The organism is Micromonospora sp. NPDC050980, assembly GCF_040653835.1.
Lineage (GTDB): Bacteria > Actinomycetota > Actinomycetes > Mycobacteriales > Micromonosporaceae > Micromonospora.
This window is the reverse complement of sequence record NZ_JBFAGS010000018.1, coordinates 30061-46179: the sequence shown is the minus strand read 5'-3', so window position 1 is coordinate 46179 and position 16119 is coordinate 30061. Positions and strand designations below refer to the sequence as shown.

The following is a 16119-nucleotide window of genomic DNA, read 5'->3' as shown; positions in this document are numbered from 1 at the left end:
CGATAATCTACATTATGTAAAGTAAACGGGGTCGGGCGTTCCTCACTCGTCCACCGGATCGGCCAGCACCGCCGCCAGCACCCCCGACGACCCCGCAGCCGACCCGTTCGCCAACGTCACCAACGCCTTCCACAACACCCACCCCCGCGCCCGCCGCCACACGTCGGCCGGCAACCCGACGGCGTCCCGGAACACCGCGCGCTCGGCGCCCACGCACCAGGTCCACGCCGGCACCAGATCGCAGGCCGGATCGCCGACACCGCACTGCCCGAAGTCGATAATCGCGGTGAGCCGCCCCTCCGCGACGAGCAGGTTGCCGGCCGAGACGTCGCCGTGGAACCACACCGGCGCGTCCGGCCAGGCCGACGTCAGCGCCCGCGCCCACACGGCACGGCAGGCGGCGGCGTCCACCCGGTCGCCCAGCACCGCCAGGGCCTGCTCGACCTCGTCGCCGTAGACGCTCGGATGGCAGCCCCGGAAGGCGCAGTGCCGGCCGGCAGCCGGTCCGCCGGCGGTCGGGACCCGGCGCAGCGCGCTCAGCACACCGCCGAGGTCGCGGGCCACGGCGGCGCGGTCGAGGCCGTGGGCGGCGGCCAGGGTGTCGCCGGGCAGCCACCGTCGCACGGACCAGGGGTACGGATAGCCGGCGCCGGGCGTGCCGGTGGCGACCGGTTCGGGCACGGGCAGCGGCAGGTGGCGGGCCAGGATCGGCAGGCAGTGGTCCTCCTTGGCGACGCCGCAGGCGTAGCCCTCGGCGCTGGGCAGGCGGGCCAGCAGGTGGTCGCCGAGGCGGAAGGTCCGGTTGTCCCATCCCTGCCGGGCCACCGCGGTCACCGGCAGGTGCGCCCAGTGCGGGAACTGTTCGGCGACGAGGGTGCGGACGAGCGCGTCGTCGATCTCGACCATGGGCTCAGTCTGCGGGGCGCGGCAACCGCTTTTCGGCCGCTCTCCCCCGAGGTGCCGGCCTGGCGCGAACGTGAGAATCATGCATAATATCCCTTATGCATGACAAAACAGACGAAGCGGTAGGAGCCTTGATCGAGGAATTCCTGACCGCCCGGGCCACCCGCAAGCCCTCCCCCCACACGCTGGCCGCCTACCGACGGGACCTGAGCGCGGTGGCGGCCCTGGTCGTGACGGACGACGACGCCACTCCCCTCCCCCCGCACCGACTGCCGATCGACGCCTTGTCCCCCCGGGTCATGCGCGCCGCGTTCGCCCGCTTCGCCGCTCCCCGCGCCGCTGCCTCCGTGCACCGCGCCTGGTCCACCTGGAACAGCTTCTTCACGTTCCTGGTGGCCGAGGGCGTCGTGGCGGGGAATCCGATGCCGGCGGTGGGGCGGCCCCGCACGCCGCTCCCCCGGCCCAAGCCGCTGCGGGGCGAGGACACCCCGGAGGAGCTGCTGGCGGCGGTGGCGCGGGCCGAGGGCCGCCAGCGTGACCCGTGGCCGGAGCGGGACCTGGCGGTGCTGGCGCTGGCGCTGTGCGCCGGGTTGCGCCTGTCGGAGCTGCTGGCGTTGCGGGTGTCGTCGGTGGCCGGACGTGACGGCGAACGGCGCGTCGACGTGGCCGGCAAGGGTGGACGGCCACGGACGGTGCCGATCGAGGCGGGCGTGGACCGGGTGTTGACCGACTACCTGCAGAGCCGGCGGGTGCGGTTCGGGACGCGCAGCGTGCGGCCGGACGGGCCGTTGCTGGTGGACCGGGCGGGTGAGCCGTTGCGCCGGGGTGGCCTGCAGTATCTGGTCGAGTCGTGTTATCGGCGGGCCGGCATCGGCGACCGGGTGCCGCGGGGCGCGCGGTTGCACGCGTTACGGCACACGTTCGCGACGCGGTTGGCGGAGGACGGGGCGGGTGCGGCGGAGATCATGCGGTTGCTGGGGCACGCGTCGTTGGCGTCGTCGCAGACGTACATCGAGGTGACGGCGGGTCAGCAGCGGGCGGCGGTGGCGGCGAACCGCACCAACCGGGCGGTGGCGGGGTTGGTGGACGGCTCGTGACCGATCGACGAGCATGGCTGATCGCCTCCGATGGGCCGCGGCGGGGAGAATGTGTCGGATGCGGGTGGGTGCGGCGCGGGCGGTGGCGGTCGACTGGGTGCGGGAGCGGATGCGGTCGGATCCGTCGGTGGAGGGGGCGTTGTTCAGCGGGTCGACGGTGGGGTTGCCGGACGACGCGGTGTTGCCGGCGTCGTCGGACGTGGACGTGTTGCTGGTGCGGGGCTCCCCCGGCGACAAGGTGGGCAAGTTCGTCCGTCGTGGGGTGCTGCTGGAGGTCAGCGCGGTGACCTGGGCGCAGGTGGGTGACCCGGACGACGTGTTGGGGTCGTGGGTGTTCGCGCCGATGTTCCGTACCGATGGGGTGATCGCTGATCCGTCGGGGCGGTTGGCCGCGGTGCGGCGGCGGGTGGCGGCGGGGTTCGCGGATCCGGTGTGGGTGCGGCGGCGCAGCGCGGGGGTGCGGCGGCGGGTGGAGGACGGGTTGCGGGTGCTGGACGCGGGGGCGCCGTTGGCGGATCAGGTGTTGGCGTGGGTGTTCCCGACGTCGCTGTTGGCGGTGTGGCCGGCGGTGGCGGGGTTGGTGGATCCGACGGTGCGGCGACGGTACGTGCGGGCGGCGGAGGTGTTGGCGGGGCACGGGTTCGGTGGGCGTTATCCGGAGTTGCTGGCGACGTTGGACGGCGGCGGGGTCGGCGCGGGTCGGGTGCGGGAGCATCTGGCCGGGTTGGTGGTGGTGTTCGAGGAGGTGGCGGGGCTGCCGCGGGAGGGTTTCGCGTTCGGTGCGGATCTGGGTGCGGCGGGGCGGCCGGTGGTGTTCGACGGGTGCGCGGAGTTGGTGGCGGCGGGGCGGCACCGGGAGGCGATGTTCTGGGTGCTGGTGACGTACGCGCGGTGTCTTGCGGTGCTGGCGGCGGTGGCGCCGGGGCGGGAGCGGCTGGTGCGGCCGGCTTTCGAGGCGGTGCTGGCGGATCTGGGGGTGGCGTCGGCGGCGGATCGGCGGCGGCGGGCGGATGCGGTGCTGGCGTCGTTGCCGGGGTGGCAGTCGGTGGTGGATGTGGTGTCGGGGCGGGTTGTGGCAGGCTGAGGGGGCGCGACTGGCGGCACGGGGATGGGTTGAACCATCGGGGAGCTCGTCGTGGGGGTCGACCGCCTGGGCCTCCGCGGGCGAGGTGTCGCATGTCTTCTTCTTCGGTGTCGGTGGGGTCGGGCGTGAGCGCGCGGTTGTTGCCGGGTGCGCCGGTGGCGGATCAGGTGTTGGCCGAGGTGGCCGCGTCGGTGGGGCGGTTGCGGGCGGCGGGGGTGACGCCGGCGTTGGCGACGGTGCTGGTGGGTGACGACGACGCGAGCGCGGGTTACATCCGGATCAAGCAGAAGCAGGCGGCGGCGTTGGGGTTCGCGTCGCCGCACGTGCATCTGGCGGCGTCGGCGTCGCAGGCGGATCTGCGTGCGGTGGTGGCGGATTTCAACGCCGACGCGGGGGTGCACGGGGTGTTGGTGCAGCATCCGATTCCGGGGCATCTGGATTATGACCGGGCGTTGGCGGAGCTGGATCCGGACAAGGACGTCGACGGGATGCATCCGGTGAACATGGGTCGGTTGGCGTTGGGGTTGCCGGGGCCGTTGCCGTGTACGCCGGCGGGGATCGAGGCGTTGTTGGCGTTTCATCGGGTGCCGGTGTCGGGTCGGGAGGTGGTGGTCCTGGGTCGGGGGGCGACGTTGGGTCGTCCGTTGGCGTTGTTGTTGGCGCAGAAGCGGCCGACGGCGAACGCGGCGGTGACGGTGGTGCACACCGGGGTGGCGGACTGGCCGCGGTATGCGCGGCGGGCGGAGATCCTGGTGGCGGCGGCGGGGGTGCCGGGGATCGTGCGGCCGGAGCATGTGCGTCCGGGTGCGGTGGTGGTCGGTGGTGGGGTGCGGTACGAGGGGCGGCGGTTGCTGCCGGATGTGGACGAGTCGTGTGCGCGGGTGGCGGGGGCGATCACGCCGCGCGTCGGTGGGGTGGGTCCGACGACGGTGGCGATGTTGTTCCGTAACGCGGTGCGGGCGGCGCAGCGGCGGGCCGGGTTGGGGTGAGCGGTGTCAGCCGAGGTCGACGACGAGGGGCCGGTGGTCGGAGATGGTGAACATCGGGGTGTCGACGGCGGTGACGGGTGGGAGCCGGTCGAGGTGGTGCGGGTCGGCGAGGACGTGGTCGAGTTGGACGCGGGGTTGCCCGGCCGGGTAGGTGGGGCGGCGGGCGAGGGGCCGCCAGCGGGTGAGGGTGGCGGCGGCTCCGGCGGGGAGGTTGAGGTCGCCGAGCAGGATGCGGGGTGCGGGTAGCGCGCGCAGGGCGCGTACGACGCGGCGCAGTTGCCAGATGTTCCAGCCGGGGACGAAGGACAGGTGGGTGGCGGCGACGGTGAGGGGGCCGTGGGGGGTGTCGAGGACGGCGGCGAGCACGACGCGGGGTTCGTCGCGGAGCAGGACGAGGCCGCCGCCGGGGCCGGGTACGTAGATGGGTGAGCGTACGGGTGCGGCGGGTAGCCGGGTGACCTGCCAGGTGCGTGCGGGGTGGCGGCTGATGAGGCCGACGCCGTAGAGGGGTTCGCCGTGGCCGTCGTCGTCGTGGGTGAGGGGGCGGAACTGTTCGCCGGGGGTGCCGACGACGGCGGCGGCGAAGCGGTGGTGCTCGGCGTGCAGGGCGCGGGCGGCGAGGGCGGTGAGGTCGAGTTTGCCGCTGCGGCTCTGGTCGCGGTCGACTTCCTGCAGGGCGAGGACGTCGGCGTCGAGGGCGGTGACGGCGGCGGTGAGCCGGTCGGGGTCGACGAGCCCGTCGGTGAGGGAGCGGCCGTGCAGCAGGTTGAAGGTGGCCAGGCGCACCTGCACACCCTACGTCGCCGTGGCAGGCTGGCCGGGTGCTGAAGTTGTTGTGCTGTTCGATGGTGGTGTTCGTGGCGGTGGCGGCTGCGGGGGTGTGGTTGCGGCGGCGTCGGGGGCGGTGAGGCTGGCCACAGGCGTTCTCGCTGGTGGTGGCGGGTTGGGCAGAATGCGCGGCGTGGATGCGTGGGCGTTGACGACGTTGCTGTGCGTGGCCGCCCTGGCGGGTTGGGTGGATGCGGTGGTGGGTGGTGGTGGTCTGGTGTTGTTGCCGGCGTTGTTGGTGGCCGCGCCGGGGGTGCCGGTGGCGACGGCGTTGGGGACGAACAAGTTGGCGGCGATCTTCGGTACGTCGACGGCGGCGGTGACGTATGCGCGGCGGACGAAGCTGGACTGGGTGGTGGCGGGTCCGGCGGCGGGATTGGCGGTGGTGACGGCGGGGTTGGGTGCGGCGTTGGCGGGGGCGGTGCCGGCGGGGGCGTACCGGCCGGTGGTGTTGGTGGTGTTGCTGGCGGTGGCGGTGTTCGTGGTGGCCCGGCCGCGGTTGGGCACGGTGGCGGCGCCGGCTCGGCGGACGCGGTGGCGGGTGGTGGTGGCGGTGCTGGTGGCGGGGTTGGCTGTCGCGTTGTATGACGGGTTGATCGGTCCGGGTACGGGGACGTTCCTGGTGGTGGCGTTCACCGCGTTGGTGGGTGCGGATTTCGTGCACTCGTCGGCGATGGCGAAGGTGGTGAACGCGGGGACGAATCTTGGTGCGTTGGTGGTGTTCGGGGTGGGTGGGCACGTGTGGTGGTGGTTGGGGGCGGCGATGGCGGTGTGCAATGTGGCGGGGGCGTCGGTGGGCGCGCGGATGGCGTTGCGCCGGGGCACCGGGTTCGTGCGGGCGGTGTTGTTGCTGGTGGTGGTGGCGTTGGTGGCGCGGTTGGGCTACGACCAGTGGGTGGTGGGTTGAGATGGGGGTGCGGGCGGAGCACGACCGGGCGGTGTTGGCCGCTCTGTTGGGTCGGGATCCGGTGTTGCACGCCTACCAGTTGGGTGATCTGGACGATTTCTTCTGGCCGTTCACGTCGTGGTTCCGCGCGGGCGACGAGGTGGTGTTGCTGTATCACGGGGTGGAGTTGCCGACGTTGTTGGCGTTCGCGGCGCCGGCGCGGGTGGCGGCGTTGTCGGGGTTGCTGGCGCGGGCGGCGCCGGTGTTGCCGGCCCGGATGTGGGCGCACCTGTCCCCCGGTCTGGAGGAGACGGTGGCCCGCTGGTATGTGGTGTCGGAGTCGGCGCCGCACGACCGGATGGCGTTGACGGATCCGGGCCGGTTGGCGGCGGTGGCGCCGCGGGGTGAGCCGTTGGGTGCGGCGGATCTGGCGCAGGTGCGCGAGTTGTACGCGGTGGCGTATCCGGGGAACTGGTTCGATCCGCGGATGTTGGAGACCGGCCAGTACGTGGGGGTGTGGGAGCGGGGTCGGTTGGTGGCGGTGGCGGGGGTGCACGTGTTCTCGCCGCGGTGGCGGGTGGCGGCGGTGGGTAACGTGACGACGCATCCGCAGGCGCGGGGGCGGGGGTTGGCCGCGGGCGCGGTGGCGGCGTTGTGCGGTCGGTTGCGGGCGTCGGTGGATCACGTGACGCTCAATGTGCGGGCGGACAACGCGGCGGCGGTGCGGTTGTACGCGCGGTTGGGGTTCACCCGGGTGGCCGGGTTCACCGAGTGCGCGTTGACGCGGCGGGTGTCGTCAGCGGCTGCGGCTGGGTGAGTCGAAGCGTCCGGCGCGGATCTCGCGCAGGGCACGGCGGCGGGTGTCGCCGCGCAGGGTGTCGACGTAGAGCCGGCCGTGCAGGTGGTCGGTTTCGTGTTGCAGGGCGCGGGCGAGGAAGCCGCTGCCGGTGATGGTGAGTGGTTCGCCGTGCTGGTCGTAGCCGTGGGCGGTGGCGTGCAGGGCGCGGGGGGTCGGGAAGTAGAGCCCGGGGATGGACAGGCAGCCCTCGTCGTCGTCCTGGGGTTCGTCGGACAGTTCCAGGGTGGGATTGACGAGGTGGCCGCGGCGCCCGTCGGCGTCGTAGACGAACACCTGGGTGTTGACGCCGATCTGGGGTGCGGCGACGCCGGCGCGTCCGGGTGCGCCGAGCAGGGTGTCCATCAGGTCCTGCACGAGGGTGCGCAGTTCGGCGTCGAAGGTGGTGACCGGGTCGCTGGGGGTGCGCAGGACGGGGTCGCCGATGATCCGGATCGGGCGCATCGTCATGCCCGCAAGCCTATCCGTTGCTTACCGTCGTGGGGTGCCCACCCACGGGTGGGAGCCGGTGGTGTCGGCGGTGGCGCCTAGTCTGACGGCGCTGTCGTATCCGGCTGTGGCGGGAGGACCGGGCCCATGTATCCACCGGTCGAGCCGTACGCGTGGGGGGCACCTGGAGGTCGGTGACGGCCAGCGCGTCTATGGGGAGACCTGCGGCAATCCCGACGGCCGGCCGGCGTTGGTGGTGCACGGCGGCTCCGGCGCCGGCGCGTCGTGGCGGCGGCTGTTCGACCCGCGCGCCTACCGGGTGGTGCTGTTCGACCAGCGTGGTTGTGGGCGCAGCACCCCGTCGGCGACCCGGGTGGCCGATAGCCTGGCAACCGATGGACGGCGAGCGGGACGGTGCACTGCTGGCGGCGGCGCTGGGCCGCCGGCTCGGCGGCCTGACCTTCACCGACCTGAGCACCGATCGGGTGACCGCGCTGATCGTCGACGCCGTGGCCGCCTGGGCGCGGGAGCGGGGTTGGCGGGTCTACCGCCGGGCGCCCAGCGTGCTGCCGCTGCCGCCGCCGATGGCGGACCGGCACTCCGTGCTCGATGTGGCGTGCGCCCGGCCGGACGGCCCGCCGGTGGTGGTCGAGGTCGACCACACCGACCGGCGGCGCACCTGGGAGAAGCTGGCGGCCGAGGTGGCGGCCGGCCGGGTGGCGATCTGGGTGCGCTGGGGCGCCGGCCGGTTCGTCGCGCCGCCGGCGCCGCTGCACCTGGTCACCTGCGAGGTGACCCGCCGCGCCGGGCCGCCCGGTGTCGGGCGGCTGCACTCCCGGTCGCCGTCGGTCGACCGGCCGCCGCCGCGGCACTGCGCGCCGGGCGCCGGCGTTGCCGTCGTGGCGCCGCTGCCGCTGCCCGAGCAGTTCTGAGCGGCGCGGTGCACGGCCCGGCGGCCCAGCGGCCCGGCGCCGCCGGTCGCCGACGTCCGGGCCCGCCGCCGGTCAGCCGGCGGCGAGCAGCGCCCGCACCGGGGCGGCCTTGGCGGCGGCCTCGGCGACCTCGGCGGCGGGGTCGCTGCCCCAGGTGATGCCGCCGCCGGCCCACAGGTGCAGCCGGTCGGTGTCGGCCGCTGCGGTGCGGATGGTCAACCCCAGGTCGATCCGGTCGGCGGCGATCCAGCCCAGCGCCCCCATGCCGGCGCCGCGGCCGACCGGCTCCAGCGCGGCGACCTGGGTCAGGGCGGCGTGCTTGGGCGCGCCGGTCACCGACCCGCCGGGGCAGACCGCGCGCAGCAGGTCGGCCAGGCCGAGGCCGTCGGCGGGCGCCGCCGACACCGTCGACTCGGCCTGCCACAGGTCGCACCAGCGGCGTACGGCGAACAGCTCGTCGACGCGCACGGAGCCGGTGCGGGCGACCCGGGCGAGGTCGTTGCGTTCCAGGTCGACGATCATCACGTGTTCGGCGCGTTCCTTGGTGGAGGTGAGCAGCTCGCGGCGTCCGGCGGTGGTGGCCGGGCGGGTGCCCTTGATCGGTCGGGTGACCAGCCGGCCGTCCTCGAGGGCGATCAGCGTCTCCGGGGAGGCGCAGCCCAGGGTCCAGCCGGGTCCGCTCAGGGTGCCGCCGTAGCGGGCGCCGGGCAGCGCGGCGAGGCGGGCCAGCGCCGGGCGGGGGTCGCCGGTGTAGGCGGCGGCGGCGTGTCCGACGAGGTTGACCTGGTAGACGTCGCCGCGGGCGATGGCGGCGCGCACCGACCGCACGGCGTCGGCGTGCGCGGCGGGCGTCCAGCTGTCGTGCCACTGTCCCAGCCGCCAGCCGCCGGTGGTGGCCGGCGGTGGCGGTGGCGGGTCGGCGTGTCGGTAGACGGCCACGACCAGGTCGGGCAGCGCGGGCGCCGGGGTCGGCGCGCCGGTGGGCGCGCCGATGGTGTGCGCGCCGGCGGCGGCGGACAGGAACAGCGCCGCCCCGCACACCCCGTCGGGGGTGTGCCGGCCGGGTCGGGTCAGGTCGTCGACGGGTACGCCGTGCGCGGCGAGGAAGTTGTGCGCCAGGTCGGCGGGGTCGCCGCCGTCGTGCACACGCCACTGCAGCCGGGCAATCTCGACCAGGCGGGTGCGGCAGGATCGCGGTGCGCCCGGCACATCGACCGGCACCTGTGGGAGCGCTTCCACGACGTCTGGGCGGAACCAGCTCATCCGTTCAGCCGATTCTGGGTGAACAAGCCCCGACCTTGCTCGATGGCGCGCAGTTTCGCTTGGTACTGTGCGTCACTGGTCATGTGAACCATGACACAGTGCCCCCACAGTCCGGAGAACCCGATGTGTCAGCACCAACCCACCTGCCCCTCCGCCGACGCGACCGACCGCGAAGCCGCCCGCGTCCTCGCCTGCTTCCCTGAGCAGGGCTGGAGCCTGCTCTGCAACGGCGTCATCGTCTTCGAGGACACCGGTGAGCTGCTCCCCGACGGGCGGACCATCGCCCCGCACCGGGGACCGGCCCGCCACGCACTCGTCGCCTGAGCGATCACCCAGCGTCAGTGAGCGTACGCGCCGACGGTCACCGTCGGCGCGCCGGCCGGGGCGGCGACACACCCACCGCCCCGGCGTGAGCGCCCTCAGTCCTCGAACGCCTCCGGCGCGGGACACGAACAGATCAGGTTCCGGTCGCCGTACGCGCCGTCGACCCGCCGCACCGGCGGCCAGTACTTCCCCGCCCGGTCCACCCCGCCCGGATAGGCGCCCACCGACCGCGGGTACGGGTGCGGCCATTCGTCGGCGGACACCATCGCCGCGGTGTGCGGCGCGTTCGACAGGGGGTTGTCCCCCGCCGGCCACCGACCCGCCGCCACCTCGTCGATCTCGGCGCGGATCGCGATCATCGCGTCGCAGAACCGGTCCAGCTCGGCCAGGTCCTCACTCTCGGTCGGCTCCACCATCAGCGTGCCGGCCACCGGAAACGACATCGTCGGGGCGTGGAACCCGTAGTCGATCAGCCGCTTCGCCACGTCGTCGACGCTGACCCCGCTGGCCTTCGTCAACGGCCGCAGGTCCAGAATGCACTCGTGCGCCACCAGGCCCTTGTTGCCGGCGTACAGCACCGGGAAGTGCTGGCGCAGCCGCACCGCCACGTAGTTCGCCGCCAGCACCGCCACCCCGGTCGCCCGGGCCAACCCGGACGCGCCCATCATCCGCAGATACGCCCACGGGATCGGCAGGATCCCCGCCGACCCGTAGCGGGCCGCCGAGATCGCCGGCCGCCCGTCGACGTGCCCACCGGCCGGGTCGCCGGGCAGGAACGGCGCCAGGTGCGCCCGCACCGCCACCGGGCCGACGCCCGGACCGCCACCGCCGTGCGGGATGCAGAACGTCTTGTGCAGGTTCAGGTGCGACACGTCCGCGCCGAAGCGCCCCGGCTTGGCGAACCCGACCAGGGCGTTGAGGTTCGCCCCGTCGACGTACACCTGACCGCCGGCGTCGTGGACCTTCGCGCACAACTGCGCGATGCCCGTCTCGTACACCCCGTGCGTCGACGGGTACGTCACCATGATCGCCGCGAGGGCGTCCCGATGCTTGTCGATCTTCGTGTCGAGGTCGACCAGGTCGACGTTGCCGTCGGCGTCGCAGCCGACCACGACCACCCGCATCCCGGCCATCACCGCCGACGCGGCGTTGGTGCCGTGCGCCGACGACGGGATCAGGCACACGTCGCGGTGACCCTCGCCGCGGTCGCGGTGGTAGGCGCGGATCGCCAGCAGCCCGGCCAGTTCCCCCTGCGACCCGGCGTTGGGCTGCACACTGACCGCGTCGTAGCCGGTCACCTCCGCCAGCCAGCCCTCCACCTGCCCGATCAGCTCCCGGTAGCCGGCGGTCTGCGCCGCGGGCGCGAACGGGTGCAGATGCGCGAACTCCGGCCAGGTGACCGGTTCCATCTCGGCGGTGGCGTTGAGCTTCATCGTGCACGACCCCAACGGGATCATGCCCCGGTCCAGCGCGTAGTCGAAGTCGGCCAGCCGGCGCAGGTAGCGCAGCATCGCCGTCTCCGAATGGTGGCTGCCGAACACCGGGTGGGTGAGGAAGTCCGAGGTGCGCGCCAGCGCGCCGGGCAGCGCCGCGTCGACGTCACCGTCGAACCCGTCGACGCCGAACGCCGCCCACACCGCCGCGAGGTGCCCGGCGGTGGTGGTCTCGTCGCAGGACACGCCGACCCGGTCGGCGTCGACCAGCCGCAGGTTGACGTTGCGCTCGGCCGCGGCGGCCACCACGTCCGCGGCCCGGCCGGGCACGATCGCGGTGACGGTGTCGAAGAACGCCACGTCGGCCACCTCGACACCGCCGGCGCGCAGCCCGGCCGCGAGCCGCGCCGCCGCGGCATGGGTACGCCGGGCGATCGCCCGCAACCCGTCCGGGCCGTGGTAGACGGCGTACATGCCGGCCATCACCGCGAGGAGCACCTGCGCGGTGCAGATGTTGCTGGTCGCCTTCTCCCGCCGGATGTGCTGCTCGCGGGTCTGCAACGCCAGCCGGTAGGCCCGGTTGCCGTCGGCGTCGCGCGACACCCCGACCAGGCGGCCCGGCAGCATCCGCTCCAGGCCGGCGCGCACCGCCAGGTAGCCGGCGTGCGGCCCGCCGAAACCCATCGGCACCCCGAAGCGTTGGGTGGTGCCGACGGCGATGTCGACGCCGATCTCCCCCGGCGGGCGCAGCAGCGTCAACGCCAGCAGGTCCGCCGCCACGGTCACCAGCGCACCGACGGCGTGTGCCGCCTCGACCAACGCGCGGTGCTCACGCACCGCGCCGGACGCGCCCGGAAACTGCAGGTGCAGGCCGAAAAATCCCGCCGGCAACTCCTCGACGTCCAGGTCGAGCACCCGCACCTCGATGCCCAGCGGCTCGGCCCGCCCGGTGATCACCGCGATGGTCTGCGGCAGCGCGTCGGCGTCCACCACGTACACCGGGCTGTTGCTCTTGGACGCGCGGCGGGCGAGGGTCATCGCCTCGGCCGCGGCGGTGGCCTCGTCGAGCATCGACGCGTTCGCGGTGCCCAGCCCGGTCAGGTCGGTGACCATGGTCTGGAAGTTCAGCAGCGCCTCCAACCGGCCCTGGCTGATCTCCGGCTGGTAGGGCGTGTAGGCGGTGTACCAGGCGGGATTCTCCAGCACGTTGCGGCGGATCACCGCCGGGGTGTGCGTGCCGTGGTAACCCAGGCCGATCATCGACACGGCGACGGTGTTCCCGGCGGCCAGGACACGCAGCTCGGCCAGGGCCTCCCGCTCCGAGGCGGGCGCGGGCAGGTCCAGGGTGCCGTGCCAGCGGATCACCTCGGGGATCGCCGCGTCCATCAGCTCGTCGACGCAGCCGTAGCCGACGGCCTGCAACATCCGGCGTTCGTCGTCCGGGCCGGGGCCGATGTGCCGGTCGGCGAACTGCTCTGCGGTCATGCGCGGCGCTCCTTGCGGGGGCGAGGTCGACGGGTCGGCCTCCCCCTGAGTCGCGCTGACGCGCTCCACAGCGCCTGCCCACGTGGTCCTTTTGCCTGAGAGGTTCCGGGGAGAATCTGCCCCTTCGGCGCCGTCGGTGCGACGGTCTCTCCCACGTGGGTGGTACCGGCGCCTCCCACGCTACCAGCGGGCGTGTTTCCGGCTCATCTCCCGGGGTGATCACGTCGGCGGGTCGTGGGGGCGGTCACACCGGCGCCGGCGCGGCGAGCCGCGCCGCCACGGCGGTCAGCGTGGCGCCCAGCGGCGCGTCGAGGCGCAGCGTGGCGTAGCCGTCGCCGCGCGTGGCCCCCTGGTTGACGATGCCCACCGCGATGCCGCGCTTCGCCGCGCGCAGCACGAACCGCCGACCCGACATCACCGTCAACGACGAACCGAGCACCAGCAACGCCCGCGCCCGCTCGACCAGGGCGAAACAGTCCGCCACCCGGGCCGCCGGCACCGTCTCGCCGAAGAACACCACGTCCGGTTTCAGCATCCCCGTGCCGCACACCGCGCAGTCGACGGTGCGGAACCCGGTCACCGCCTCGTCGGGCAGGTCGACGTCGCCGTCGGGGTTGACGTGCGCCGCGACCGCGTCGAACCCCGGGTTGGCCTCGCTCAACCGCCGGTGCAGCTCCTCACGGCCGGTGCCGTTGCCGCAGTCCAGGCAGGTCACCTCGTCGAGCCGCCCGTGCAACTCGATCACCCCGGTGGCGCCGGCGGCGGTGTGCAACCCGTCGACGTTCTGGGTGATGATCCCGGCGAGCAGCCCGGCGCGCTGCAGCCGGGCCACCGCCCGATGCCCGTCGTTGGGCACGGCCCGGGCGATGGTGCGCCACCCCACGTGGCTGCGCGCCCAGTAGCGCCGCCGCGCGTCCGCGTCCCGGGTGAACGCCTGCAACGTCATCGGGGTGTGCCGGCGGGCCGCGCCGGAGGGCCCCCGATAGTCCGGGATGCCCGACTCGGTGGACAGCCCCGCGCCGCTGAGGACCACCACACCCCCACCGGCCACCAACGACGTCAACGCCTCGAACGCATCTCCGCTCACCCACCTATGCTGCCTCGCCCACCCCCGCACCCCCCACCCCACCGTGGCCCCGGCCGTCGCTTACCGCTCAACGCTGGTGCCGCGGCAACGCCGGCGGCGCGTCACCACCGGCCGGCGGCACCTCCCGGGCGATCCGCTCCATCGTGCGCGCCAACTGCTCGCTGCCGTCGTCGAGATGCCGCGCCGCCGCCCGCATGTGCGACATCATCATCTCCCCGAAGATCCGCAACGCCTCCCGGGTGGCCACCGCGTCGTCGGCGTTCTGACCGGCCGCGCTGCGATACTCCACCACCGCCCGCTCGGCCTCCTGCCGCGCCTCCTCCGCCGCCGCCCGCAGATAACTCTCGTACTGCGTGCGGGCGTACTCGGCGACCCGCCGGGCGTAGTCGTGGGCCTGCGCGATGATCTGCTCAGCCTCCCGCTGCGCCGCCGACAACAGGTTGACCTCCTTCGCCGCCGGCGTCGCCGGGTTGTCGGCGCTCGGAATCACCCCGTGCCGGTGCAACTCCAGCCGGTCGGTGAGCCGCTCGTTCTCCGCCCGCAGGTGCGCCACCTGCACGGCCAGCAGATCCAACTCGTCGGCCACCTGCATCCGGAACCGGTCCACGTCGGCCTGCTCGTAGCCGCGGCGGGTGAACGCCGCCGAGACGAACTGCCACCGCCGCACCCGGTCCGAGGTCAGCCGCACCTGCACCGGCCCCGACACCTGCTGCGCGTCGTAACCGCTGATCGGATTCACGCTCATCGGGTCACTCCGGACTGGTCAGGGTTGGTCACCGCACGCCACGTCGACCCGTACCAGTGCTCGCCGAAGCCCTCGTGATGCACCTGGCCCGGCTGGTAACCGGCGCCCGTCAACGCCGCCACCGACTGGCTCACCATCTCGTCGGACCCGCACACGTAGACGTGCCGCGACCCCCAGTCCCCGTCGGACAACGCCCGGTCGACGACCCGCACCATTTCACCCGGGCGCAGCGGATCCGACTCGGCCACATACGACACCCGCAACCACGGGTGCGCCGCGGCCGCCTTGTCGATCGCCTCGCTGTCATAGAACTCCGTACGCGAGCGGGCCCCCACATACAGGTCCACCCGCCGCCCCGAACCCTCCGCCGCGACCTGCTCCACCAACGCCTTCACCGGCGCCCAGCCGGTCCCGCCGGCCAGCAGCAACACATCCGACGACCCGGCCGGCCGCAACGTCAACGCGTCCCCCACCGGCGCCGCCAGGTGGACCTGATCCCCCGCCGCGCACCCGTACACCAACCGCGACGACACCGCGCCACCCGGCGCCGCCCGCACGTGCAGCTCCACCGTGCCGTCCGGGCGCGGCGCGTTCGCCGGCGAGTAGTACCGCCACGCCCGCACCGCCGGATGCGACACCCCGATCGACTGCCCCGCCACGAACGGCAACAGATACTGCGGCCGCACCGTCAACACCGCCACGTCGAACGTGCGCCGCTCGTGCGCCAGGATCTCCGCCACCCACCACGGCGGGGAATGCGCCTCCGCCGCCCGCGCGGCGTCCGTCATCACCTGCGCGACGACCCCGTACGCGCCCGCCCAGTCCGCGGCCAACTCGTCGGTCCACGCCGCGCCGCTGAAGTGCCGCACCGTGGCCAACAGCGCCTCACCCACCGCCGGGTAGTGCTCGGCGCGCACCGCGAACTTGCGGTGGTCGGCGCCGAGCCGCTGCAGGAACCCGACCAACCGGTCCACCTGGTCCACGTGCGACACGATGTGCCCCAGCGCCGACACCAGACCGTCCCGCTGCCCGGCCATGTCCGTGCCGAACATCTGCCGGGTCTGCGGATGCGTCAGGAACAACGTCGAATAGAAGTAGAGCGGCACCTGGTCGCCGTGCCCGGCGACCAGCGCCCAGCTCTGCTTGAGCCGAGCCGCGTCCACGCTCAGGCGTCCCCCGCCGACACGACCTGCTCCCGCACCTGCCCGAGCACCACCTGCACGTCGGCGATCACCTCCGCCGGCGCACCCAACTCCACAAACGTCGCCGTCAGATGCTCACCGACCCTCGCGTAGTGCGCCCCCGCGACGTCCGACGGCTGATGCGCCTCGGCCAGCCCCCGACCCGCGTACTCGTTCGGCCCACCCAACACCACCGCGAGCATCAACGCCATGTGCCGCCGCTGCTCGGCCATGTCCACACCGGCGAAGTAGCCGGCCAGGTCACCGTCGGCCAGCACCTTGCCGTAGAACAGCTCCACCGCGGCGCGCACCGCCGCCGCGCCGCCGATGCGCTCGTAGTGGGAGATCGGGGTGGTCTCGTTCGTCACCGTCATGCTCGGTCCTTCCACCAGGGGCCCGCGGCAGCGCCGCGACAGGGGGATCGCCAGCCGCCCCGGCGTCACCCACCGTGACGTCGACGCGCCGACGACCGAGAGGGACCATAGCGCGCCCGTCGTCACGGTTCACGCCGACCCTGTCGCCGTCCCGACAACTGTCGACCACGGACAGTGAAGTAACTGCGCCGATCCGGGCGAAACGACACCGAAACGCGCCCCG

At 73.6% G+C, this 16119-nt stretch carries 16 protein-coding genes, 1 pseudogene and 1 riboswitch; of the genes and pseudogenes, 8 read left to right on the top strand and 9 right to left on the bottom strand.

Annotated elements, in window-relative coordinates; genetic code table 11:
• Positions 1–42 precede the first annotated feature (42 nt).
• On the bottom strand, positions 43–906 hold the full coding sequence (locus tag AB0H28_RS23475) for an aminoglycoside phosphotransferase family protein (protein ID WP_358043918.1): 864 nt from the start codon (positions 904–906) through the stop codon (positions 43–45).
• 95 nt (positions 907–1001) lie between these two features.
• Between AB0H28_RS23475 and AB0H28_RS23470 the strand changes: the two genes are divergently transcribed.
• The 3 genes from AB0H28_RS23470 (at position 1002) to AB0H28_RS23460 (ending at position 4073) form a co-directional block, all read left to right on the top strand.
• A complete protein-coding gene (locus AB0H28_RS23470) occupies positions 1002–2000 on the top strand; it encodes a tyrosine-type recombinase/integrase (protein ID WP_358043915.1) in 999 nt (332 codons plus the stop codon).
• A gap of 58 nt (positions 2001–2058) precedes the next feature.
• Positions 2059–3084 (top strand): hypothetical protein, encoded by a 1026-nt coding sequence (locus tag AB0H28_RS23465; RefSeq protein ID WP_358043912.1) that lies wholly within the window; start codon positions 2059–2061, stop codon positions 3082–3084.
• Between the two features lie 92 nt (positions 3085–3176).
• Positions 3177–4073 carry a tetrahydrofolate dehydrogenase/cyclohydrolase catalytic domain-containing protein gene (locus AB0H28_RS23460; RefSeq protein ID WP_358043909.1) on the top strand — a complete coding sequence of 299 codons (897 nt, stop codon included), beginning with the start codon at positions 3177–3179 and terminating at the stop codon, positions 4071–4073.
• Positions 4074–4079: 6 nt separating this feature from the next.
• On the opposite strand, the gene AB0H28_RS23455 is transcribed toward AB0H28_RS23460, so the two are convergent.
• Positions 4080–4859 carry an endonuclease/exonuclease/phosphatase family protein gene (locus AB0H28_RS23455; RefSeq protein ID WP_358043907.1) on the bottom strand — a complete coding sequence of 260 codons (780 nt, stop codon included), beginning with the start codon at positions 4857–4859 and terminating at the stop codon, positions 4080–4082.
• A gap of 175 nt (positions 4860–5034) precedes the next feature.
• On the opposite strand from AB0H28_RS23455, the gene AB0H28_RS23450 reads away from it, so the two are divergent.
• Entirely contained in the window at positions 5035–5808 is a 774-nt protein-coding gene (locus tag AB0H28_RS23450) for a TSUP family transporter (RefSeq protein ID WP_358043904.1), read from the top strand.
• Between the two features lies 1 nt (position 5809).
• Positions 5810–6604 carry a GNAT family N-acetyltransferase gene (locus AB0H28_RS23445; RefSeq protein ID WP_358043901.1) on the top strand — a complete coding sequence of 265 codons (795 nt, stop codon included), beginning with the start codon at positions 5810–5812 and terminating at the stop codon, positions 6602–6604.
• Here AB0H28_RS23445 and def read toward each other — a convergent pair.
• Complete coding sequence (def, locus tag AB0H28_RS23440; RefSeq protein WP_358043898.1) at positions 6584–7093, bottom strand: peptide deformylase; 510 nt, start codon at positions 7091–7093, stop codon at positions 6584–6586. The two genes, AB0H28_RS23445 and def, sit on opposite strands and share 21 nt — an antisense overlap.
• A 126-nt stretch (positions 7094–7219) precedes the next feature.
• On the opposite strand from def, the pseudogene AB0H28_RS23435 reads away from it, so the two are divergent.
• Positions 7220–7469 (top strand): annotated as a pseudogene (locus AB0H28_RS23435) (alpha/beta fold hydrolase); the annotation flags it as partial.
• Positions 7468–8004 carry a hypothetical protein gene (locus tag AB0H28_RS23430; protein WP_358043895.1) on the top strand — a complete coding sequence of 179 codons (537 nt, stop codon included), beginning with the start codon at positions 7468–7470 and terminating at the stop codon, positions 8002–8004. The pseudogene AB0H28_RS23435 and the gene AB0H28_RS23430, both read left to right, overlap by 2 nt.
• 72 nt (positions 8005–8076) lie before the next feature.
• Here the strand turns inward: AB0H28_RS23430 and AB0H28_RS23425 are convergent, their stop codons facing one another.
• Positions 8077–9267: a chorismate-binding protein gene (locus AB0H28_RS23425; protein ID WP_358043892.1), complete on the bottom strand. Its 1191-nt coding sequence runs from the start codon at positions 9265–9267 to the stop codon at positions 8077–8079.
• Positions 9268–9390: 123 nt separating this feature from the next.
• Between AB0H28_RS23425 and AB0H28_RS23420 the strand changes: the two genes are divergently transcribed.
• The gene (locus tag AB0H28_RS23420) at positions 9391–9591 is read left to right on the top strand and encodes a DUF5999 family protein (RefSeq protein WP_013286363.1); all 201 of its coding nucleotides are present in this window, start codon (positions 9391–9393) and stop codon (positions 9589–9591) included.
• Between the two features lie 95 nt (positions 9592–9686).
• Here the strand turns inward: AB0H28_RS23420 and gcvP are convergent, their stop codons facing one another.
• The 5 genes from gcvP to AB0H28_RS23395 form a co-directional block, all read right to left on the bottom strand.
• On the bottom strand, positions 9687–12509 hold the full coding sequence (gene gcvP / locus AB0H28_RS23415; protein ID WP_358043889.1) for an aminomethyl-transferring glycine dehydrogenase: 2823 nt from the start codon (positions 12507–12509) through the stop codon (positions 9687–9689).
• A 73-nt stretch (positions 12510–12582) separates the two neighbouring features.
• Positions 12583–12673: riboswitch (glycine riboswitch) on the bottom strand.
• An 80-nt stretch (positions 12674–12753) separates the two neighbouring features.
• Positions 12754–13596, bottom strand: a complete 843-nt coding sequence (locus tag AB0H28_RS23410) for an NAD-dependent protein deacetylase (protein WP_358043886.1) — start codon at positions 13594–13596, stop codon at positions 12754–12756.
• Between the two features lie 67 nt (positions 13597–13663).
• Entirely contained in the window at positions 13664–14341 is a 678-nt protein-coding gene (locus AB0H28_RS23405) for a cell division protein DivIVA (RefSeq protein WP_358043883.1), read from the bottom strand.
• The gene (locus AB0H28_RS23400) at positions 14338–15504 is read right to left on the bottom strand and encodes a globin domain-containing protein (RefSeq protein ID WP_358043880.1); all 1167 of its coding nucleotides are present in this window, start codon (positions 15502–15504) and stop codon (positions 14338–14340) included. The genes AB0H28_RS23405 and AB0H28_RS23400 overlap by 4 nt, the downstream gene beginning before the upstream one ends.
• A 2-nt stretch (positions 15505–15506) precedes the next feature.
• Positions 15507–15896: a group 1 truncated hemoglobin gene (locus tag AB0H28_RS23395; protein WP_358043877.1), complete on the bottom strand. Its 390-nt coding sequence runs from the start codon at positions 15894–15896 to the stop codon at positions 15507–15509.
• Positions 15897–16119 lie beyond the last annotated feature (223 nt).